Raw genomic sequence first — 21297 nt, forward strand, 5'->3', positions numbered from 1 at the left:
ATTTTGAAGTGGATGCTGACAAATAGTGGTGCTCCACAACACTTAGCCTATGCTTTCGAAGTAGTTTTGTACGAAGTAACTCAGGATGTAACGCTCACAAAACTTAGCTTATGCTTTCGAAGTAGTTTTGTACGAAGTAACTCAGGATGTAACGCTCACAAAACTTAGCTTATGCTTTCGAAGTAGTTTTGTACGAAGTAACTCAGGATGTAACGCTCACAAAACTTAGCTTATGCTTTCGAAGTAGTTTTGTACGAAGTAACTCAGGATGTAACGCTCACAAAACTTAGCTTATGCTTTCGAAGTAGTTTTGTACGAAGTAACTCAGGATGTAACGCTCACAAAACTTTTAGGAGGTCCGTTACTCATGAATATGAACACCGATAAACGTGATGAAGAACAACCTCTCGTTACCTTTCAGATTATTACGGATACGCATGTAACTGCCGATCCCGAGCATGAGTACAATCTTAACTTTGAGTTGGCGCTGCAGGACATTGCCGACCATGGTGAGGGAAGCAGTGGGATCATGCATATCGGAGATGTTACGGACCATGGTTTTCCTGAGGAATACGAAGAGATGGTGCGCATTGTAAATAAGTATAGGCCAAGCTGCCGGACATTACCTTCACCTTAGGCAACCATGATGTGGGGCTTGGACACTGGGAGTCGCGACTGGCGCTTTATGAAACAGAGACGGGGATGACCGGCCCCTATCATGACCATTGGATCGACGGATATCATTTTATTTTTCTGGGGACAGAGCAAGGTCTGCGGACCTTCTGTAATCTGTCGATCCAGCAGCTTCAATGGCTGGACCATCAGCTTGAAGAGCAGTCCGCTGCCGATAAGCCCGTCTTCCTCTTCTTGCATCAGCCGCTCAAAGACACCGTAGCTGGTTCACTAGAATCTCAAGGCTGGTATGGGGTCACACAGGATGAGGAATTAAAGTCCATTCTGGCCAAATATCCTCAGACTCTATTGTTCACGGACATACCCACTGGGAGCTTGAAGTAGATAATACGATGTTCCCGGCCACGGAGAGACCGCCACAATGTTCAATTCTGCCTCCGTTGCCTATCTATGGACCAATGAGGATGAAGCCAAAATAGGCAGCCAAGGCTATTATGTGGAAGTCTACAGCCATAAAGTTGTTGTGCGAGGCAGAGACTTTAAGACCGGTTCCTGGGTTGAAAGTGCTGAGTATGAAGTAAGCTTGTTATTACAAAATATCTAGCCACAAAAAAACGATTGTTGCCGGCATCTGCCGCTACAGCAATCGTTTTTTTCTCTATGAGTATAGTTGCAGATTACAGATGGCGGACTCTAGATCCGCTATTTCACTTTCGAGAGGGTATAGGCAACATGAAGCGGACACAGGAGACACTATTGAAGCGAAAACAGGAATTTTTGGGGTGAAATCGGGGTAATAGGGTCCCTGGAGTCCGCCAAATTTCCAAATCACCTGATTTTGAACAAATAGGGGCTTCTCAGTCCGCTTGACGGCTTGCACTCTCTATATCATCTTTGAATCGGCTCAATCCGATACACTTCGGTTGCTCCGGCTGCGGTCTGAGCATCGCTATGTATCTGCCAACCGAACGACAGTACAGCTTGCAGCCGCTTCTTCTCGTCTACCGTTAAAGCTGCCTCGGCAGCTTCTTTGCCTTCTTCAAGTTCTAGTACTGCCTCTTTGCCAAGGGCAATCAAGATCCAACTGCGGATGCCGCGAATCGTATTGTACTTGATCTGATAGCCTTCGTGTTACCGCCTGCAGGAATTCCCCGGCTTCTCTGCCTGTAAAGCTGTCAACTGCTTATAATCAAAATGGTATTCGCTCTCGTCAACAGGTAAATCTCCTTCTGTCACTCTAAGCAGCAGCTCCTCATCCGACCAACCCAAGCCCCGCAAGGATTCCAGCAACAATGCATCCCATTGGGACAGCTTCACCCGGTTCAATGTTTCTGACATCTTATTTCCTCCTCTGATTTCTAATCTATTGCCGCCTTTTATGGCAGTGTTGTCTCCATGAAATCCAGGCCACATAGTGACCCGGACTTACTTCCCGTAGTTCAGAAGAATCTGAAGGGCCTTGTTCAGCGTGATAGCCAGTTAAGACTTTTCTCTGATGGGCCTGCTTCGGGTCAGGCTCCAAAATGGAAGATAGCAGTGCTTCGTATACGGATGGATGGGGTTGTCATACAGTTCATCGCTCGCCGCAACCTCGACGAGACGACCGCCATACATGACGCCGATCCGGTCTGAGATATGCCGGACCATCGACAGATCATGGGCAATGAAGAGATAGGTCAGTCCGAATTCGGACTGCAAATCCTCAAGCATGTTCACGACCTGCGCCTGAACGGATACATCGAGGGCCGAAATCGGTTCGTCGCAGACCACAAACTCAGGTCTGACCGACAAGGCTCTGGCGATAGATATCCGCTGGCGCTGCCCACCGCTGAACTCATGGGGAAAGCGGTAGAGATGCTCTCTTTTGAGGCCTACCTTCTCCAGCAATGCAGCCACAGCCTCCTTGCGTTCCTCCCCCGGGTACACACCATGGATCTTCATGGGTTCACTAATCAGTTCAAGCACATTCAAGCTTGGATTCAGAGAAGAGTAAGGGTCCTGAAAGATCGTCTGAATGCGTCTGCGGAAAGGCTTAAGCTGCTTCTCCCAAGCTTGCTGATCGGCTGTCCGTCGAAAGATACTTCCCCGTCCGTATAGTCATATAAGCGGAGCAAACAACGACCCACGGTCGACTTGCCGCTCCCGGATTCTCCAACCAGACCGAAAGTTTCTCCCTGGCGAATCTGGAAGCTGACTCCATCTACTGCTTTCAGCACGGCTGTATCTCGCCCCCAAAGGTCCTTCCCTTTGGAAAAATGCTTCTTGAGATTGTTGACGTCTACTAGAATCTTACCTTCACTCACCAGAATCCTCCCTTTGGCGCTAGCTACAGCCTGAGTTTCCTGTGTGCCGTCAGCCAACCAGCATGCGGAGCGGTGACCGGGTGATAACTCAATGACCGGAGGACGCTCGCCGCAACGGGCGAATGCATGAGGGCAACGTTCCATAAACGGGCAGCCTGAAGGGGGACTCAGTAAATCAGGTGGTGTTCCTTCAATCGGAACAAGCCGTTCCCGTGATTTGCCGTCTCGCCGTGGAATAGAGCGGAGCAAACCGTTAGTGTATGGATGCTGTGGACGATAAAAAATATCCTCCACTGTACCCTCTTCCATAATTAGCCCACCATACATTACAATCACCCGGGTACATACTTGTGCCACCACGCCCAAATCATGTGTAATAAGTGCCACAGCCGTATGGGAATTGTTCTTCAACTCTTTAAAAAGCTCCAAGATCTGCGCCTGAATCGTTACGTCCAGCGCAGTTGTCGGCTCATCCGCAATCAGCAGCTCAGGCTGGCAGGAGAGGGCCATCGCGATCATCACCCGCTGCCGCATGCCACCGCTGAACTCATGTGGATATTGCTGCAGCCGCTGCTCCGGATTGCTAATCCCCACCTGCTGCAGCATGCGGACCGCCTCTGCAAATGCTTCTGCTTTATTTAAGCCGCGATGTCTGCGGATCACTTCTGTCAGTTGTTGACCGATCTTCTTCACCGGATTAAGCGAGGTCATCGGATCCTGAAATACCATGGCAATCCGGTTGCCACGCAGCTTCCTCCACTGCTTCTCCGAGAGGCTGGACAGATCCTCACCGCGAAAGTTGATGTTTCCACCAATCATTTTACCCGGAGACGTGATTAATGACATAATCGCCTTGGCCGTGACGCTTTTGCCACTGCCAGATTCACCGACGATCCCTAAGGTTTCACCAGCATCCATGTGAAAGCTAATGCCACGTACCGCCTGATTCTCTCCATCACGGGTATAGAATGAAACCTTCAAATCCTCGACAGACAAGAGCCGTTCCGTCATGATGTCTTCACACTCCTATCTTCGGATCAGCTTCGGTTCAAAGCCAACCCGCAAAATATCGCCCAGAACATTAAAGCTCAATACAGTTAAAAGAATTAGCAACCCTGGGAACAGCGCCAAATAGGGGGCCTGTGCAATATATCCCTGTGCGTTATTGAGCATACTGCCCCAGGTGGCATTCGGAGGTTGTACCCCAAAGCCAAGAAAGCTTAAGGAGGACTCCATCATAATGGCCGAAGCAATATTATTTGTTGCGCCTACAATGATGACGGGTACCAGACCGGGAAGAATATGCCGCCCTATAATACCGGATGAGCTTTGCCCTGAAGCCTTCGCATACAGCACATATTCCCGCTCTTTGATCGTCATCGTCTCCGCCCGGATCACCCGGGCAATATTCATCCACATTAATAGAGCAATAATAATGATAATGTTACTAACGCTTGGCTTCAGATACACGCTGAGTAGCAGCAGGATCAGAAAGGAAGGTATCGACATCACCACATCGAGCAGCCGCATGAGGAGATTATCCAGCCAACCGCCATAATAACCGCTAATTACACCCACTATCACTCCAATACCAGTTGCTATAATCATTGAAGCAAACCCTACCAACAAGGATACACGACCACCATATAAAGCTCTGGCAAAATAATCCCGCCCATAATCATCTGTTCCAAACCAATGCCCTGCTCCAGGCGATGTCAGACGAGCCATTACATTCATTTCATTCGGATCATATCCGGATAAGAAAGCAAAGATGGCACAGAGCGAAAATACAATTAATATAATGAGCGCTGCGACACCCAATCGATTCGTAAACAGCTCATTTCCGACACTTTTCCATTTACTGCGATTCATGAGGTCACCTCGTTAATTTAATTCGCGGGTCCACGGTACTATATAGAATATCTGCCGCCAGATTCCCTACAATTAGCATTAAGGAAGAGAACAGGGTGATACCCATAATTACAGGATAATCCATTCCTTTCACAGCAGTCATCCCTAGTGAGCCAATACCCGGCCAGGAAAATACCGTCTCTGTGACGATAGCTCCCGCCACCAAATCACCCATGGACATCCCGAGCAGCGTAATTACCGGAAGCAGAACATGCTTCAGCACATGTCGGAACAGAACCGTCATCTTCGACGAACCAAAGGCATATTGAATCTGCACATAATCCTCTTTGAGTTGTCCAATGGTGCTGGAACGGATGTAGCGTACGTAGCCCGCCAGGAAACCAAAAGCCAGCACCGTACAGGGCAGAATGCCATGCTTCAATACATCGACTGCAGATTCCACACCAATCGTGCGCATTCCCATACTCGGCAGCATGTGCAGCTTAATCGCGAATAAGTACATAAGTAAAATAGCCAGCCAGAACAAAGGTACAGAAATTCCAATATACGAAATAAAATTGATCAGCTTATCGACGCCTCGATTTCGGTTGGCACCTGCAAGAAGACCTAACGGGATCGCGAGCAGAACCGCAAGACCGATGGCACTTCCCATTAAGCCTGCAGTGGCAGGCAACCGCTCCAATATTTGACTCAGCACAGGCTGATGGTTCACAAGGGAATAACCAAAGTTTCCCTGTACCATTTCTTTAATCCATATTAGATATTGAATATAAGCCGGTTTGTCCAGTCCAAGGTTATGACGGATACGCTCGATATCATCTGCGTGCATATTCGGTGTAACGAAGGAAAGCACCGGATCTCCCGGAGCCAGCTTAATCATCGTAAAACACACCAGTGATACAAAAAACAGCATCGGCAGGGTTTGCAGCAATCTTCGAACGATGAGTTGTCTCATGCGTATTCTCCCAGTTGATCATTATCGGCAAAAAAATAAGCTGGTTTGCCCAGCTTATTTTCCCCCGTACTTATTTAGGTAGATTTTTGACAAATCTTCAAAAATAACGACAGGCTTCAATACCGCTTCTTCAATCCCGCCGTAGTTCTTGGAAACCGCTACAATGGTCTTGGTATAGGCTATTGGATAAATCGGTGCATCCTCTGCAACGAGCTCTTGTACCTTTTTATAAATCTCCCCACGTTTGGTCTCATCGGCTTCACCAGCGCCTTCATTCAGCAGCTTATCGACTTCCGCATTCGCATAATGCGAATAGTTGGACGAAGCACCCGAGGTGAACAGAATGCGGTAGGCATCAGGATCGTAGCCCATGATATATCCTGTCAGCGCCAGTTCATAGTCTGTAGCTTTCAGATCAATAAACTTCTGTACCCATGCTGTTGAATCCATGTTCTGTAGTTCAACATCTACGCCAATGGCCTTCAGCTTTTGCTGCACATACAGCGAGATCGCTTCCTGTGCTTTATTACCGCTTTGCACAATAAATCTCAGCTTCAGGTTGCTGACTCCAGCCGATTGCAGCAGCTCTTTGGCTTTGGCAACATCATTATCAAAGGATGATACGGCATCGGTATAATACAGCGCGTCAGGCGTCAGAAAAGATTTCGCCGGATCAGCATATTCGTTCGACGTATACGCAGTCTGAATGATTTCGTCTCGGCTCAGAGCCAGAGACAAGGCCTGCCGAACTTCTTTTTTCGCAAGTGCGCCTGTATCGCTGTTTGCATTGAACATCAGGTACGACAACCGACCTTCACTATAAGGCAATATTTCGAAATTGTTCGTTGCCTGAATCGTTCCAACATCCTGTGGGTCCAGATATTTAATGTTGATCTCACCATTCTGAAGCGCAAGATTAGCAGCATTCGTATCCTTGGCGATCCGGTACGTTACCGAATCCAGATGAGGTTTCCCGCCGAAGTAGTTATCGAATCTTTCCAGTGTCAGATACTCGCCTGCTTTATACTCTTTGAATTTGAATGGACCAGACCCGACTGGAGCAGCATTCTTTGTGCTCTTCTCAATGTCAGTTTCATTCTCAAAAATATGTTTAGGAATCGGGAATACCTGTAATAGCGTGGCCTCAAAAGCCGGGCTGACTTGCGGAAGTTTGAAATCTACAGTCAGATCATCGACCTTCACCGCTTTAATCGATTTATCACCGATGAAGAAGTTTGCTCTCAGGAAGCTGTTCTGCTTCTCATCCAGGATGCTGTCAATGGTGAACACAACATCGTCGGCGGTAAGCTTCTCACCATCATGCCAGGTAAGACCACTTTTTAATTTCAATGTATAAGTAAGGTTATCTGGCGAAAGTGTCAGGCTATCCGCAAGATAGAACGTCTTGACCCCGTTATTCACTTGAAACAGTGGAGCGTACAGTGCTTGGTCTATTGTAAGGCTGACCCGGTCACCTGCATAGTTCGGATTTAGTATTACCGGATCGGAAGCGACCCCAATAATCAAGCTGCCACCATCCTTTGGCTGAGCACTTGCCGCAGGCTCAGTACTAGCCGCTGGCGACTGGCTTGCCGTCGGTGATGCTGCGTTATTCCCCCCGGAGCACGCGCTAACCACTAATGTTAATAAAATCAAAATTGCAACTCCTGATAACCCTCTACGCATATCTCTCTCCTCCATGTCTGTAAACAATCTCTCTCGTGATTTACAGATTATACATCGGAATAGTCGGGATTACAATGGATGAAAATTCACATTAATGTAACATAGAGGGAATCGCTGATATTCACATGGTCAGAACCTACTTATCCCAAACTTTCACCTCTTTCATTAAATCCCCGCGCTGTAACGCATCCACATGCTCCATACCGGATATTACTTTGCCAAACACCGTATGCCAACCGTCCAGATAATCAAAGGCATCATAACAAATAAAAAACTGACAGCTGCCTGTATGGGTACCAAAATGAGCCATAGATAAGGAACCACGAACATGCTTGTGGGGATTATTCTCCGTTTCGCAAGGGATCTTGTCCGTCCCACCCCGGCCAGTACCCTCTGGACAACCGCCTTGGGCTACAAAACCTTGCACGACCCGCTGGAATGTCAATCCGTCATAAAAACCTTGATTAGCCAGCTTTTCAAAATTAGCCACTGTGCCCGGTGCATCCTGCGGATAGAGTTCGATCTCGATCATTTGTCCTTGCTCTAATCTGATTAATGCTTGCTTCATACCTTCGCAGCTCCCTTCTCCTCTTAGCTTTTGCGAGGACTACCAATATGCGCTACTGTCTTAGCGACCTCTTCCGGCGCGTAAATCTCCTGGACATCGTCTGCCTGCAGCGGACGGTATTCACCGTCCCCATCCATCCAGAACACTTCGGCACGCGGATTCATGGCCAGCAGCAGATTGATTAATTGCTGTACCTTTAACGGTGATTTCTCCAATACATTCCCTCCTCTTCTCTTTATGCGGTCCACTTTAACCTATTTAACCTCTGATTGTACAGCAGGCAAAAAATAAGGGTTAGTCCAGTCCTTACGTAAATATATTTAATACATATAAATCAATCAGTAATAGGACCGGAGGAATTTTATGATACCGATAGTTCATTGTGTAGGTGGACTGCGATGAGCGAGAACAAGCCACGTATACTGCTCGGCAGCCCTATTCACCAAAAACCGCTTATCCTGCGTCAATTTCTGGATTCCTTACTCCGCTTGAAGCGGGATGGCCTAGAGCTGGATTTCTACTTTATCGATGATAACGAGGATGAACGATCCAGCCTGCTGCTACAGGAATTTAAAGAAACCAATAACCATATTCTTCTCCATTCCTCCGGCTTCCGCGATACGTATATCCGAAATGACAGTACCCATTACTGGAACTCGGAGCTGGTCTGGAAAGTTGCGAACTTTAAGAACACGATTATCCGACATGCTGAAACCTTCGGTTATGATTATCTGTTCCTGCTCGATTCCGACCTGATCCTCTCCCCCGAAACGCTAGTGCATCTCGTATCCACGGAAAAAGATATTATTTCGGAGGTTTTCTGGACCCGCTGGCAGCCGGAAAGCATGCTCCAGCCGCAGGTATGGATGCATGACGAATACAATCAGTGGGAGCTATTGCCGGGAGAACAGCTTCCCCCCGAGGAGATCCAAAACAGATTCCACCAGTTTCTAACTAAGCTGCAGGTGCCGGGAATCTATGAAGTGGGCGGCTTGGGAGCATGTACACTGATCAGTCATCAGGCTATAATCTCCGGGATAAGCTATAACCCGATCAGTAATATCTCCTACTGGGGAGAAGATCGCCACTTCTGTATCCGTGCTGCCGCATTGGGCATCCCGCTATTTGTGGATACCCATTATCCTGCACTGCATCTATACAGAGATAGCGATTTGAGCAGGGTTGAGGACTTCATCAAGCAGACTACAGGTGGTATGACTCCTCTAGTGGAGTCCGCATCCGAGACAGAGTCAGAGTTAGCAAATTCAAATCCCATATCGGTAGATTTGGCAACAATAGCACAAGGAGAGGCCTCCACAAATCCCGATCTCAGAACCATCCAAACCGTACCTAGAACCATAAAACATCCCAAGCTCACTCTATCAATGGTCGTCAAGAATGAAAGTCCACGCTTCCTGCGTCAGGTTCTGGAGGAACACCGCAAATACATCGATGAGGCTGTCATTATAGATGATGGTAGCACAGATGACACGGCAGCAGTCTGTCTAGAAGCCCTTCAAGGCATCCCCGTGCATCTCGTGCACAATACACATTCCAAATTCAGCAATGAAATTGAGCTGCGCAAGCAGCAGTGGGAAGAAGTCCTGAAGACGAATCCGGAGTGGATTCTAAATCTGGACGGGGATGAGCTGTTTGAAGCAAGGTTTGCTCAGGAGATTCGGTCCATGTTGCAGGAATCGCAGGTGGATTTGTATTGCTTCCGGCTATACGACTTCTGGAACGAGCGATCATATCGGGAGGACACCTACTGGCGCTCTCATTTAAGCTACCGTCCGTTTCTGCTCCGTTACCGGAAAGATTGTAATTATGTGTGGAATGAATCTCCGCAGCATTGTGGACGATTGCCGCAAAATATTTTCGAGCTCCCCCATCAGCTAAGCGACTTGCGCCTCAAGCACCTTGGTTGGTCCAAGGCTGAATTTCGGCTGGAGAAATATTTGCGGTATATGCAGCTTGACCCCGATGGACAGTATGGCTGGAAGGAGCAATATCTCTCTATCCTTGAGGAGCAGCCCCATTTGGTGCCATGGGTAGAATAGCGATGGTATAATTTAGAGAGTGGTGTCATAAGACTCAAGAAGAAACGGCTTTGCCGTCCTTTTAGGGATGGCACCCGTTTCTTTGAGAAATATAAGGATAAGTTATCGTGTGAAGCATATAAATTCTTATATTTGAACACTAAAACTAGCAAGTCTCCAAGAATAGGAGACTTACTAGTTTTTTACCCCTATAACAACTCATTCACAATTCATCTTCCTAACAGCTTCCTTACACAGATCTAAGCGCTTCGGCAACCTCTGGCTTCGTAATGGAAACGGTCAACTCACCGCCGGATTCGTCCACTTCCATGACCGAGCCCTCTTCCGCTTCACCGGCGATGAGCGCACGTGCCACACGGGTTTCCAGGGTGCGCTGGATGAACCGCTTCAGCGGTCTGGCTCCGTAAACAGGATCAAAACCTTCGTTGGCAATAAAGTGTACCGCTGCTTCGCTAAGCACAAGTCCCACTCCGCGCTCTGCAAGGCGCAGACGTAATCCTTGCACCAGCTTCACGACGATCTGCTCAATTTCACTCAATGTAAGCGGCTTGAACATCACAATATCATCCACCCGGTTCAGAAACTCGGGACGGAAATGACCGCTAAGCTCCTGCATGACTCTGTCCTTGACCGCTTCTGTAAGCTCCCCATGATCATCGGTTCCTTGAATGAGATGTGGCGAGCCAATATTGGAGGTCATAATGATGATTGTATTCTTGAAATCGACCATCCGGCCCTGCGAATCGGTCAGCCGCCCATCATCGAGCAACTGCAGTAGAATATTAAACACATCAGGATGCGCCTTCTCTACTTCATCCAGCAGGACAACTGTGTAAGGCTGGCGCCGTACCGCTTCCGTGAGCTGGCCGCCTTCCTCATAGCCGACATATCCTGGAGGTGCACCGACCAGTCGGGACACACTATGCTTCTCCATATACTCCGACATATCGATACGGATCATGCCGTCCTCGCGGTCGAATAACGATACAGCAAGCGCCTTAGCTAGCTCCGTCTTGCCCACACCTGTCGGTCCCAGGAACAGGAACGAACCAATCGGGCGGTTGGGGTCCTTGATTCCGGCTCTGGCCCGAAGCACCGCATCGGCCACTAGGCCGACCGCTTCTTCCTGCCCCACGACACGCTCATGCAGCGTTTCTTCCAGCCGCAACAGCTTATTCCGCTCACCCTCAACTAATCTGCTGACAGGTACTCCAGTCCAACGCGAGACGATATCGGCAATCTCTTCCTCGGTTACAGCTTCGCGCAGCAGCCGCGTATCCTGATCCTGGAAGGCCGCCTCTTCCGCCGCCTTCACCTGCCGTTCCAGATCAGGAATAATGCCATAGCTAAGCTCGGCTGATTTATTGAGATCGTAGGCCTCCTGTGCATCCACCAGCTCTTTCTTGGCCTGCTCCAGCCGCTTCTTAAGCTCGCGAATCCCTTGGATGACCGACTTCTCCTTCTCCCAGCGCGCTGTCATTCCTAGATGCTTCTCCTTGAGATCGGCAAGCTCCCGCTGCAGTGTTTCCAGACGGCGCTTGCTGGCGTCGTCGGTTTCTTTTTTGAGCGCGGCTTCTTCAATCTCCATCTGCATCAGGCGGCGTGTCACTTCATCCATCTCGCCTGGCATGGAATCAATCTCCGTACGGATCATCGCGCAGGCTTCATCGATCAGATCAATCGCCTTATCCGGCAGAAAACGATCCGTGATGTAACGATTGGACAACACACCTGCTGCCACGAGTGCACTATCATGGATTTTGACTCCATGATATACCTCGAACCGCTCTTTGAGTCCACGCAAGATCGAAATCGTATCCTCCACATCCGGCTCGCTTACAAGCACTTGTTGGAAGCGGCGTTCCAGCGCCGGGTCCTTCTCAATATATTTCCGGTATTCATCAAGCGTAGTCGCTCCGATACAGTGCAGTTCACCGCGAGCCAGCATCGGCTTCAACATATTGCCGGCATCCATAGCACCCTCTGTCTTACCTGCACCGACAATCGTATGCACCTCATCAATGAACAGAATAATCCGCCCGTTACTCTCCTGTATTTCCTTCAGCACGGCTTGCAGCCGCTCCTCAAATTCCCCGCGATATTTGGCCCCAGCCACAAGTGAACTCATATCCAGTGAAAAAATCGTCTTATCCTTCAGTCCCTCTGGCACGTCTTTACGGACAATCCGGTGGGCCAATCCTTCTACAATCGCGGTCTTCCCAACGCCTGGCTCCCCGATCAGCACCGGGTTGTTCTTGGTCTTGCGGGACAGGATACGAATGACGCGGCGAATCTCCGCGTCACGTCCAATGACCGGATCAATCTTCCCAGCCCGCACTTCCGCTACAAGATCACGCCCGTATTTCTCCAGCACCTCATAGGTGGCTTCCGGCTCCCGGCTAGTCACACGCTGGTGACCACGGATTTCCGCAAGCACGGACAGCAGCTTCTCCCGCGTCACTCCACGGCTGGCAAACATCCCCCGCAGCTCGCGGTTCTCACTGCCTGAATCGGATACCATCGCCAGCACGGCATGCTCCACCGCGACGAACTCATCCTGCAGTTGCGCGGCTTCCTTCTCTGCCTGCTCCAGCACGCGAATCAGCGATGGGGAGGCATATCGCCGTACGGTTCCCGCCCCTGACCCACTAATACTGGCTTTGCGCTGCAGTAGTTCATCCGTACTCTGCAGCAGCTCTGCTACCGGTATATTCATCTTCTGCAACAGTCTTGGCAGCAAGCCCTCATGCTGCTGAAGTAAGGCCTTCAACAAATGGAGATTATCAATCTCCGGGTGGCCACCGCTGGAGGCCAGCGATTGTGCTGCAGCCACCGCCTCCTGTAGCTTCTGGGTTAATTTATTAAAATCCATTGCGCTCAACACCTTTCTATAAAGATTCGATCAAATATGAATTAACCCGCCGCACCTTTGCGCCGCTGTGTACCCGAATTTTGCCGTTTTGCACCAGCGTGGAAGCTGCCAGATTCGGCAAGCTGACGGTATAGTTGCATCTCCGCTTCACTAGCAGGTCCAGGAATGACAATTTCAATGGCGAACAGAATATCACCGTTCGTGCCATTGCTGCGTTTCAACCCCTTGCCGGGTATCCGCAGCGTCTTACCGCTCTGAATTCCTGCCGGAATCTTCAATTTCATGGTACTTCCATTAGGCAGCAGCACCTTGGCCTCTCCACCCAGCACCGCCTGCCAGGGAGCAATTTCCAGAATACCATGCAGATCACTCTCTTGAATCTCATAAATTCCATGCGGCAAAATATGCAGTATAATCAGCAGAGCTTCGCCCTGTGCCACTCCATTTTTACCGTCTCCAGTTATATTAATGACCGCACTGTCTGTAGATCCAGCCGGAATACTGATATTCACATCCTTACCGCCAATCTGAACTCTTACACTTGCACCTGTATAAGCCTGCTCCAGCGAAATATCAAGCTGTGCCTGCATCGTACTGCGGGCTTCGCCCCAGGGACTACCCCCTTGACGCGCGTTACCGGCGCCTCCGGAGAAATCGAAGCCAGCCCGATCCGCCGACCCCCGGCTTCCGAAGAACATCCCGAACAGATCCTCTTCCGGGATGCCGGACCCACCGGAAGAATAGCCTCCGCTCCGGCCTGCGCCGAAAGGGGAGCCATTGCCCCCACCTCCCGTTGCTTGTCCTCGTCCAGCACCATATTGCTGCTCTTCGTCATAAACCTTACGCTTCTCTTCATTGCTCAGCACCTCATAGGCTTCCGCAGCTTGTTTGAACTGCTGCTCTGCCCCAGGCGCTTTATTCACATCGGGATGCCACTTCTTGGCAAGCTTCTGATAGGCTTTTTTAATCTCCTGCTTGGAAGCTCCTTTACTTACACCCAAAGCCTCATAGAAGCTTTTTACCGCCATATGGTTTCCCTCCCTTCCTAAGATTTCATAGCCTAGCTAGTAATACTTATAATTAATTGTCGATTGTCTTCGAGAAAAGACGCATCATAGCCGGAATCCCCACTACAATGCGCCTTCTATAGTACTGCTATGTGAAAAGCCCGATGATTACGCCGTGACTGCTAGGATAAGTTGAACTTTCGAGAACATGCCCAAAAGCTCTAAGGCTCCTGTTCACCACAAGCTCACCGGACTTAATACGCCATTACTCCTGCTGTGATTCTGCGGACCCACCATCTTGGATTTCGATTCGTTTGCTTTGCAACTTTTTCCGTTTGGGAACCTCTAGCGTTAGCAAACCATCCTTCAAGGACGCACGAATGCCTTCCTCCGAAATATCCTGCACGTAGAATCTCCGCACATATTCCCCGTAGCGGCGTTCTCGGCGTACAATCTGATGCTCCTGATTCTCCTCAGTATCCTCTTCCTTGCGCAAAGCTTTAATCGTCAAATAAGAATTGGCATAGTCAATGTCGATTTCTTCTTTCTTAAAGCCGGGAAGCTCGGCTTCGATCAGATAAGCCTGCTCACTCTCACGGATATCGGTTCTGAAGACAACCGTGGAGCTTTTGATCGGTGCAAAGAAATCATCATTGAATACTTCATTCAAAGACTTGGCGAGCACACCAAAAGCATCTTCTCTACCTTTTCCAAAAGGAACCAAATTAAACATTGTCCATTCTCCTCTCATTGACTTTGACTTTGTTTGACCTTATGGCTTAATTATAGTCCTATTAATAGGGAATAACAAAGCCGATCCAAGTCCAAAAACGGCCGAATTCCGGCGTTTCTTTGCAGTTTACTTAACAAATAATAGAATTTTTATTGATTTGACCTTATTTGACCTTCATGGCAAATATCGCGCTCGATACTCATTCTCCAGCATGCTCATCATGATCACATCATGGTATTCATGATTGTAGTAGAGCGTCTGCCGTCGCACGCCTTCTCTAACAAAACCTACTTTTTCATAGACATGTACCGCACGGTTATTATATGCGTAGACCTCTAATTCAATACGGTGCAAGTTTAAGATGCCAAAACCATAATTCAGCAGCAATAACAGCGCTTCTTGTCCGTAACCCTTACTCTGGTGCTCAACCTTATCGATCGCTATCCGCAGATTCGCCGTCCGGTTATTCCGGTCCATATCCTGAATCGCTATATCGCCTATGACTGTATCGTTCTCCTCTAGCGCGATTAACAGCAGCACACTGGAATCATCCCCAGTCTTGCGCTCAATATAACGGGCAATTTGCTCCTTGGTATTATGCTTCTGCGTTCCGGTAAGCCAACGGGTCTCCTCGTCATAGAACATTTGGTAATACAACTCGCTATCTTCCCCGTTAAGTGGACGCAGGTAGACCCGTTCCCCCGTCAGCAGTCTGGCTTGTTTATCACTCATCTTCATTCTCCTCCATTTCCTATTAGCTCTATGGTATCGATTAACTGTATACTTTAAAATAGACAGAATCGTATAATTTCAAATGACAGATGGAGCGGATATTATGCTAATTGTCCCTAAGCTTGATCCAAATAGTGAAGTACCTTATTACATACAGCTTTATACTTTTTTCAAAAAAGAGATCATCAACGGCGGCCTGTTAAGCGGGACTCGACTGCCTTCGATCCGCGTAATGGCCACACAATTGCACATCAGCACTACTCCAGTGGAACTGGCATACCAACAGCTATTATCCGAAGGCTTCCTCACTAGCAAAGCCAAGAGTGGCTATTATGTTCAGCCTATCCAGACGTTTAACGGAATCACCGTACCCAGTGACCTTCGACCCTCCAAACCTTATCCAATCACAGCCCGTGATTCTTATTCCTATGCCTATGATTTCCATATCTCGAAGAACGACTTCTCCAATTTCCCCCACAAAATATGGCGAAGCCTTTATCAGGAGCAGCTCTCTAACAGCGATCTGTTGCAATATGGAGATCCGCAGGGAGAGCCTGCCTTAAGAGACAGCATCTCCACTTATTTAAGACAATTCCGTGGACTGCGCTGTTCAGCTGAGCAGGTAGTCATCGGCGGTGATCAATACACAATCAGCTCTCTGCTTAGCTTAATGCTTAAGGGGAGGACTACAAGCCTAGGTTTTGAAGATCCTGGGTATCATTTATTGCCATCTACCTTTAAGAGAAATGGATTCGAGGTGAAAGCTATCCCGCTGCAGGAAGATGGACTTGATGTAGAAAGCTTGTATCGCAGTAAAGCCAATACCGTTTATATCTCACCTTCCCACCAGTTCCCTAAGGGAATGACTATGCCGATAGCGAAACGTCTGGCACTGCTAGACTGGGTCCTAAACACAAACGGCTATATTATAGAAGATGATTATGATGGTGAATTCCGCTATCATGGTCGCCCGATCCCCTCTCTCCAAGGACTTATGGAGGACAGCCCAGTCATCTATATGGGCAGCTTCGCACAGTCGGTTTCACCGGCTTTATGCATTCATTATATGATTCTGCCTAAGGTGCTGCTTCTTATCTATCACGAGTTAAAAAGTGAGCTATATCTAGAGCATTCGGCCTCAAGGCTGAACCAAATTGCCTTGCATTATTTTATCGAAAGGGGTTACTTTGAAAAACATCTGCGGAGAATGCGCCTACTCTATCAACGGAAGCATGATATCGTCCTTCAAGCCATCAAGCAGCATTTTAAGAATAAGGTAACAGTTAGCGGAAAAGACGCCGGATTTCACATCTTGCTAACTCTAGAGCATAGCAGCACAGCGGAACAGCTTGTGTCAGCTGCTAAGGCAGCCAGCATCCGCATCACTCCCATGACCTATACCTGGTGGAGCGAGCCTGGCAATGACGCATTGGAGTTTATCCTAGGTTTCGGAGGTATAGACGAAGATCAGATTGAGGAGGGCATTCGAACGTTGGCGGAAATATGGTTCCCTTTGGCTTAAGTGAGGTGTAATTGCCTTCCTTCCATGTGCAAAAAACAATAATAAATACAGGTTAGCCTAGCCTCGAGCTAGGCTCCTGAACGTTCAGCTGTATTTACCCAGCAATCTGACAAGCAGCCGTTTCATTTCATCGACCAGCTCCGCTGGCTCTTGTACTGTAGCCGCATCGCCCAAGCCGATGATAAACTTCGCAAAGAATGGAAGGTCACTTCTCGGGATATCCCCTTCAAGCCTACCGGTTCCGTCCTCAAGGATGTGCAGTCTGGAGGGAGACCACAGCTCTGCCTCACAGCGCTGCACACCTTCCTTACTCAACTCCACATAGAGCTTAAGCTGCTCCTCTTCCGGCTCCATTTTGAACAAATCTTCTCTATTTCCAAGGTGAATCTGCCGCAGATCCAGTGGTTCTACGCGCGAGTCGTCATAGACCGCCGAATAGATTCTATCACAGCGGAACACCCTAATCTCACCGCGAAGAAAGCAATAGGCTGGACAATACCATAAGCCGCTGCTTGCGTAGATGCCAACAGGTTGAATAAGTCTGCTGGACCTTAGTTCTTTCGATTCATAATCGATCAGAAGTACTTTTTGCTCAATAGCCCCCTCTAGCAAGATAGACAAATAGGGAGACTCGGCTTGCCGTATCGGGGTAACAAAATCTACCCTGTTCTTCATCTCATCAATTCGATCCCGCACATCACCAGACAAGTTGTTATAAAATTTCCGGAGGGCTGAAGAAGATTCTGCCTTGAAGGGCAGGACTGCATAATGGCGCAGCGCATGACTCGCAAAAAAAATAGCGACAGCCTCCTCCTCTGTAAAAGCGATAGGCGGCAGAATTCTTTCCTTCAACACCTGATATCCGCCGTGCGGACCCACTTCAGAGTATAAAGGAACTCCCAACTCACTAAGTTCCTGCAGGTCTCTGAGGATTGTTCTTGAGGAGACATTAAATTCACCGGCAAGCTCCTTGACGGTGAATTTCCGCTTACGATTGACGGCCATCATCAATTCAAGCAGCCGTTGCGATTTATTCATAGGTTCTACTCCATTATTATTTTATTTATGACAATAGTTGTCACTATTATAAGCTATAGTAGGAAATAAGCCCAGCCTAAACAAATACAAACTTAAGGAGCGGTTAATATGACTTTACAATTGAATCCCTTTATCATGCTTGATGGAAATGCACAGGAAGCGATCTCCTTTTATGAAGTGGCGCTGAACGCCAAGGTTCTTTTTAAACAGACAGTTGGTGAAGGCCCACAGAACCCCGATGCTCCACTATCGTCTGAAGAGAAAGAGCGTATAGCACACTCCGTCCTAAAGGTTGGCGACTCTGATCTGTTTGTGTCTGATCTGTTTCCGGGCCAAGCCCTTCAAAAGGGGAACCAGATCACGATTTGCATCACAACCGATGAGCTCGCCAAATCACAGGCCTTCTATGACTCCTTGCAGCAGGGCGGTCAGGTACTCATACCACTAAGCGAGGCCTATTTCAGCCCAGCATATGGTATGGTCATAGACAAGTTCGGTGTTACCTTCCAGATCTTCACTAAGAAAAAATAACAAAAGGCCAAGTTTATCTACCCTTGTAGACAAGCTTGGCCTTTTTGATCAATACAACCCCCGCCACAGTAAGCTATTCTTTAATGTAAGTATCGCCATATGCAATAATCACTTTTGTTTTATTAGTAGTCATTGCACTATCGTAAACTATTTCATCTGGACGGAAGACTACTTCTGTCTGCTTCGTTTTCACAAAAGATCCGTCGTCTTTGGTGATTATCACATCAGGATGACCGAGTCGTTCAAATACAGCAGCTGGAATATTAGGTTCCTGTGCAGCATCTTCCAATTGGCTAGTATTAACCTCAGCGGCATGAACATTAGACTTTATAACTCCAATTAGTGCAGTAGCACTCACTACCAATATAGCCAATCGCAAAACCATTGGTTTAACTCGCAAAAATTCCATCTCCTTTACAATTATAGGGTTCCACTCACCCATACTTTTGAAATTAGGGGGATTTCCTCCCTTTAATTTCGTCAGAAGTTCTCTCAAACAGGAAATAAAGGGAATATATCCCTCTATTATTGCATAATCAACCCAAATAAGCCCATAAGTTCAATAATAGAGGGAGAATTTCCCTCTAATCTCTTAAATAGCTTGTTTGTTGCATATTTAGAGGGAGAAATTCCCTCTACTTTGTTGTGCGCTCTAACCAATCAAATTTCAATACAGCGCCCGCCACAAATAGAACGTGGCATAAGCCTCCCAACCCCGCCAACTCTCACCTAACTGCTGAAGCTCCGCTAAGGTCGGCTTTCTGTCCATTCCGGTGAGTGCCTTTACGGCATTCTGCAGGCCCACATCCCCTACCGGGAATGAGGTGGCATCCCGCAAACATCTCATCCGCACATATTGGGCCGTCCACGGCCCGATCCCACGGATCTGGACGAGTCTCGCTTCGGCTGCTTCGGGGGATGGCAGCTGCAGCAGCTCTTCCCGGCTCAATTCGCCGCGGGCCATCAGGCCAGCGACTGTAAGAATCGTCAGTGCTTTATTCCGTGTTAGCTGCAAAGCGCATAACTCTTCCATAGTTACGCTCAGAAAAGCCTCCGGGCGAGGGAAATGGTAATACGTATGTCCTGCCCATTCCAGGGATTCCCCATATTCAGCGGTCAGACGCTGCTTCAGTCTGTAGGCAAAAGTCAGGTTTACCTGCTGCCCGAGAATAGCCCAGCACAATGCTTCGAACAGATCTGGGATGCCTACGATCCGCAGTCCATAAAAGCGCTCCACCAGCGGACGTAATAATGGATCTCTACTAGTCAGGCTGTAGAAAGGTTCAAGATCACGGTCCAGATCAAACCAATCCCTAATATAGCGGGCCAGCTTCGCCTGCCCGTCTTGACTGAGAACAGCCCCTTGCAATAAACTCACCTGCATGAACCCCACCGATGGGACTGTTAACCGGATTAATACGGATGTACCTTCCAGTTCGAAGAGACGGTTCACCCCTCCATGATCGACGATATACAGACATTCCAGTGCAGAGCGTTCCATATAATCGAGGCACACAGCAAAGTTAAAGGTCTCGGGCAGCGCCAGCTCAAAAAGCAAATCGTTCATGTCCAGCAACTCCCACATGTGTGATGCCTTCCAGCTCCAGCAGTTCCTGCTTGAGCTTCAATCCACCCCGATAGCCGGTTAAAGTGCCATTCGCACCAATGACCCGGTGGCAGGGTAGGATGACTGGCAGTGGATTTTGCCCATTGGCAGCACCTACTGCCCGAACCGCCTGCGGTCTGCCGATCTGCTCAGCCAGTTGCTTATACGTACTAACCGCTCCATAAGGAATATTGGCCAGTCCCAACCATACTTCCTTCTGGAATGGAGTACCCCATAGATCCAAGGGAATACCCGCAAAGCTCACCGGCAATCCGGCAAAATAACTTTCCAGTAGCGGAGTTACTCCCAGCTTTAGAAATACACTCTCGTCTTCTATGATCTGATAGGCAACGGTATAACGCTTAAGCCACGGTTCCGGTAGTTGCTCATGATCCTGCTCAAAATCAAAAGAAAGACGAATCAATCCTTGGTCACTGGCCCATAACGTCCAGGGTCTACTCCCCATGTTCAGGGTATGTCGATAAATGAGGGTCTGGCTCATGATTAGCTTCCTCCTGTAATTGAGTTCGATATCCCGTTGGCGTAAGACCTGTCTTCCGCATAAACCAGGCTGCAAAATGAGAGGCTCCACGAATGCCGACCGCCTGCCCGACCGCAGCAATCGTTAGGTCAGGATTCTGCAAAAGCTGCCGGACCTTCTCCAGACGCACACGATCGAGCTTGACTGCCGGAGAGTAGCCCATCACCTGTTTGTACGTTTTTTGCAGATGAAACGGACTTACCTTCAGCGATTCAGACATAGTCGCAAGCGTTAGATGTTCACTGTAACGGGCTTCCATAATGGCATCCGCCTGCTCGGCTAATACTGCATCAGGGCGAAGACATCCGCCTTCCTCCGGCCTGCAGCGTTTGCAAGGACGGAAGCCTTCTCTGAGCGCGGCCTGCAAGGATGTATAAAAAGCAACATTACAAGCGTTTGGTGTTCTCGCCCGACAGGAAGGGCGGCATACGATATGTGTAGTAAGCACAGCTGTATAATAAACGCCATCATATGTGGATTCGCGCCGGACTACCGATTGATAGACTAGATCGAATAATGCTTGATTCATTTATTAATCACCTCATACCGCCAGTATAAACGAATGCCTTTGCCGTATGCAGCCTTTTGGAATAAGAAGGCAAGATTACGACAGTCTGACGACAAAGAGACTGCCCTGA

General features: G+C 48.5%; 22 protein-coding genes and 2 pseudogenes. 6 read left to right on the forward strand and 18 right to left on the reverse strand.

The features are described from left to right. Window positions 1–367 precede the first annotated feature (367 nt). The 3 genes from H1230_RS31490 to H1230_RS31500 are packed head-to-tail and all read left to right on the forward strand — an operon-like array spanning window position 368 to window position 1237. Window positions 368–637, forward strand: a complete 270-nt coding sequence (locus H1230_RS31490) for a metallophosphoesterase family protein (RefSeq protein ID WP_345773388.1) — start codon at window positions 368–370, stop codon at window positions 635–637. An 11-nt stretch (window positions 638–648) separates the two neighbouring features. Further along, window positions 649–1017 carry a metallophosphoesterase family protein gene (locus tag H1230_RS31495; RefSeq protein WP_345773389.1) on the forward strand — a complete coding sequence of 123 codons (369 nt, stop codon included), beginning with the start codon at window positions 649–651 and terminating at the stop codon, window positions 1015–1017. Between the two features lie 37 nt (window positions 1018–1054). Further along, window positions 1055–1237: a hypothetical protein gene (locus H1230_RS31500; RefSeq protein WP_345773390.1), complete on the forward strand. Its 183-nt coding sequence runs from the start codon at window positions 1055–1057 to the stop codon at window positions 1235–1237. 284 nt (window positions 1238–1521) lie between these two features. Here the strand turns inward: H1230_RS31500 and H1230_RS00010 are convergent, their stop codons facing one another. The 9 genes and pseudogenes from H1230_RS00010 to H1230_RS00050 all read right to left on the reverse strand — a co-directional run bounded on the left by H1230_RS00010 (window position 1522) and on the right by H1230_RS00050 (window position 8232). After that, a complete protein-coding gene (locus tag H1230_RS00010; protein ID WP_239713680.1) occupies window positions 1522–1710 on the reverse strand; it encodes a hypothetical protein in 189 nt (62 codons plus the stop codon). A 54-nt stretch (window positions 1711–1764) separates the two neighbouring features. Continuing rightward, the gene (locus tag H1230_RS00015) at window positions 1765–1971 is read right to left on the reverse strand and encodes a hypothetical protein (protein WP_239713681.1); all 207 of its coding nucleotides are present in this window, start codon (window positions 1969–1971) and stop codon (window positions 1765–1767) included. 25 nt (window positions 1972–1996) lie between these two features. Beyond that, window positions 1997–2936, reverse strand: a pseudogene (locus tag H1230_RS00020) (ABC transporter ATP-binding protein). Between the two features lie 48 nt (window positions 2937–2984). Beyond that, a pseudogene (locus H1230_RS00025) lies at window positions 2985–3947 on the reverse strand (ABC transporter ATP-binding protein); the annotation flags it as partial. A 15-nt stretch (window positions 3948–3962) separates the two neighbouring features. Beyond that, window positions 3963–4808: an ABC transporter permease gene (locus H1230_RS00030; RefSeq protein WP_239713682.1), complete on the reverse strand. Its 846-nt coding sequence runs from the start codon at window positions 4806–4808 to the stop codon at window positions 3963–3965. A 4-nt stretch (window positions 4809–4812) separates the two neighbouring features. Further along, a complete protein-coding gene (locus tag H1230_RS00035; protein ID WP_239713683.1) occupies window positions 4813–5763 on the reverse strand; it encodes an ABC transporter permease in 951 nt (316 codons plus the stop codon). Between the two features lie 54 nt (window positions 5764–5817). Then, window positions 5818–7449, reverse strand: a complete 1632-nt coding sequence (locus H1230_RS00040; RefSeq protein WP_239713684.1) for an ABC transporter substrate-binding protein — start codon at window positions 7447–7449, stop codon at window positions 5818–5820. Window positions 7450–7585: 136 nt separating this feature from the next. Then, window positions 7586–8017 carry a peptidylprolyl isomerase gene (locus tag H1230_RS00045; RefSeq protein ID WP_239713685.1) on the reverse strand — a complete coding sequence of 144 codons (432 nt, stop codon included), beginning with the start codon at window positions 8015–8017 and terminating at the stop codon, window positions 7586–7588. 23 nt (window positions 8018–8040) lie between these two features. Continuing rightward, window positions 8041–8232 carry a hypothetical protein gene (locus H1230_RS00050; RefSeq protein WP_239713686.1) on the reverse strand — a complete coding sequence of 64 codons (192 nt, stop codon included), beginning with the start codon at window positions 8230–8232 and terminating at the stop codon, window positions 8041–8043. Between the two features lie 183 nt (window positions 8233–8415). Between H1230_RS00050 and H1230_RS00055 the strand changes: the two genes are divergently transcribed. Continuing rightward, window positions 8416–10077 carry a glycosyltransferase gene (locus H1230_RS00055; RefSeq protein WP_239713687.1) on the forward strand — a complete coding sequence of 554 codons (1662 nt, stop codon included), beginning with the start codon at window positions 8416–8418 and terminating at the stop codon, window positions 10075–10077. 229 nt (window positions 10078–10306) lie between these two features. On the opposite strand, the gene clpB is transcribed toward H1230_RS00055, so the two are convergent. The 4 genes from clpB to H1230_RS00075 form a co-directional block, all read right to left on the reverse strand. Then, window positions 10307–12949: an ATP-dependent chaperone ClpB gene (clpB, locus tag H1230_RS00060; RefSeq protein WP_239713688.1), complete on the reverse strand. Its 2643-nt coding sequence runs from the start codon at window positions 12947–12949 to the stop codon at window positions 10307–10309. Window positions 12950–12990: 41 nt separating this feature from the next. Further along, entirely contained in the window at window positions 12991–13977 is a 987-nt protein-coding gene (locus tag H1230_RS00065) for a DnaJ C-terminal domain-containing protein (protein WP_239713689.1), read from the reverse strand. Between the two features lie 244 nt (window positions 13978–14221). Further along, complete coding sequence (locus tag H1230_RS00070) at window positions 14222–14689, reverse strand: Hsp20/alpha crystallin family protein (RefSeq protein ID WP_239713690.1); 468 nt, start codon at window positions 14687–14689, stop codon at window positions 14222–14224. A 174-nt stretch (window positions 14690–14863) separates the two neighbouring features. Beyond that, window positions 14864–15421 (reverse strand): GNAT family N-acetyltransferase, encoded by a 558-nt coding sequence (locus H1230_RS00075; RefSeq protein WP_239713691.1) that lies wholly within the window; start codon window positions 15419–15421, stop codon window positions 14864–14866. A gap of 103 nt (window positions 15422–15524) precedes the next feature. On the opposite strand from H1230_RS00075, the gene pdxR reads away from it, so the two are divergent. Next, complete coding sequence (pdxR, locus tag H1230_RS00080; RefSeq protein WP_239713692.1) at window positions 15525–16943, forward strand: MocR-like pyridoxine biosynthesis transcription factor PdxR; 1419 nt, start codon at window positions 15525–15527, stop codon at window positions 16941–16943. 84 nt (window positions 16944–17027) lie between these two features. Here the strand turns inward: pdxR and H1230_RS00085 are convergent, their stop codons facing one another. Continuing rightward, window positions 17028–17981: a helix-turn-helix transcriptional regulator gene (locus H1230_RS00085; protein ID WP_239713693.1), complete on the reverse strand. Its 954-nt coding sequence runs from the start codon at window positions 17979–17981 to the stop codon at window positions 17028–17030. Between the two features lie 108 nt (window positions 17982–18089). Between H1230_RS00085 and H1230_RS00090 the strand changes: the two genes are divergently transcribed. Beyond that, the gene (locus H1230_RS00090) at window positions 18090–18512 is read left to right on the forward strand and encodes a VOC family protein (protein ID WP_239713694.1); all 423 of its coding nucleotides are present in this window, start codon (window positions 18090–18092) and stop codon (window positions 18510–18512) included. A gap of 73 nt (window positions 18513–18585) precedes the next feature. Here H1230_RS00090 and H1230_RS00095 read toward each other — a convergent pair whose 3' ends face one another. The 4 genes from H1230_RS00095 to H1230_RS00110 all read right to left on the reverse strand — a co-directional run bounded on the left by H1230_RS00095 (window position 18586) and on the right by H1230_RS00110 (window position 21188). Next, on the reverse strand, window positions 18586–18912 hold the full coding sequence (locus tag H1230_RS00095; protein WP_239713695.1) for a hypothetical protein: 327 nt from the start codon (window positions 18910–18912) through the stop codon (window positions 18586–18588). Between the two features lie 267 nt (window positions 18913–19179). Next, window positions 19180–20079 (reverse strand): DNA-3-methyladenine glycosylase 2, encoded by a 900-nt coding sequence (locus H1230_RS00100; RefSeq protein ID WP_239713696.1) that lies wholly within the window; start codon window positions 20077–20079, stop codon window positions 19180–19182. Continuing rightward, window positions 20060–20620 (reverse strand): methylated-DNA--[protein]-cysteine S-methyltransferase, encoded by a 561-nt coding sequence (locus tag H1230_RS00105; RefSeq protein ID WP_239713697.1) that lies wholly within the window; start codon window positions 20618–20620, stop codon window positions 20060–20062. Before H1230_RS00105 ends, H1230_RS00100 begins: the two co-directional genes overlap by 20 nt. Then, window positions 20574–21188 (reverse strand): Ada metal-binding domain-containing protein, encoded by a 615-nt coding sequence (locus H1230_RS00110; RefSeq protein WP_239713698.1) that lies wholly within the window; start codon window positions 21186–21188, stop codon window positions 20574–20576. The genes H1230_RS00105 and H1230_RS00110 overlap by 47 nt, the downstream gene beginning before the upstream one ends. Window positions 21189–21297: the final 109 nt, after the last annotated feature.

Source organism: Paenibacillus sp. 19GGS1-52 (genome assembly GCF_022369515.1).
GTDB lineage: Bacteria > Bacillota > Bacilli > Paenibacillales > Paenibacillaceae > Paenibacillus_AQ.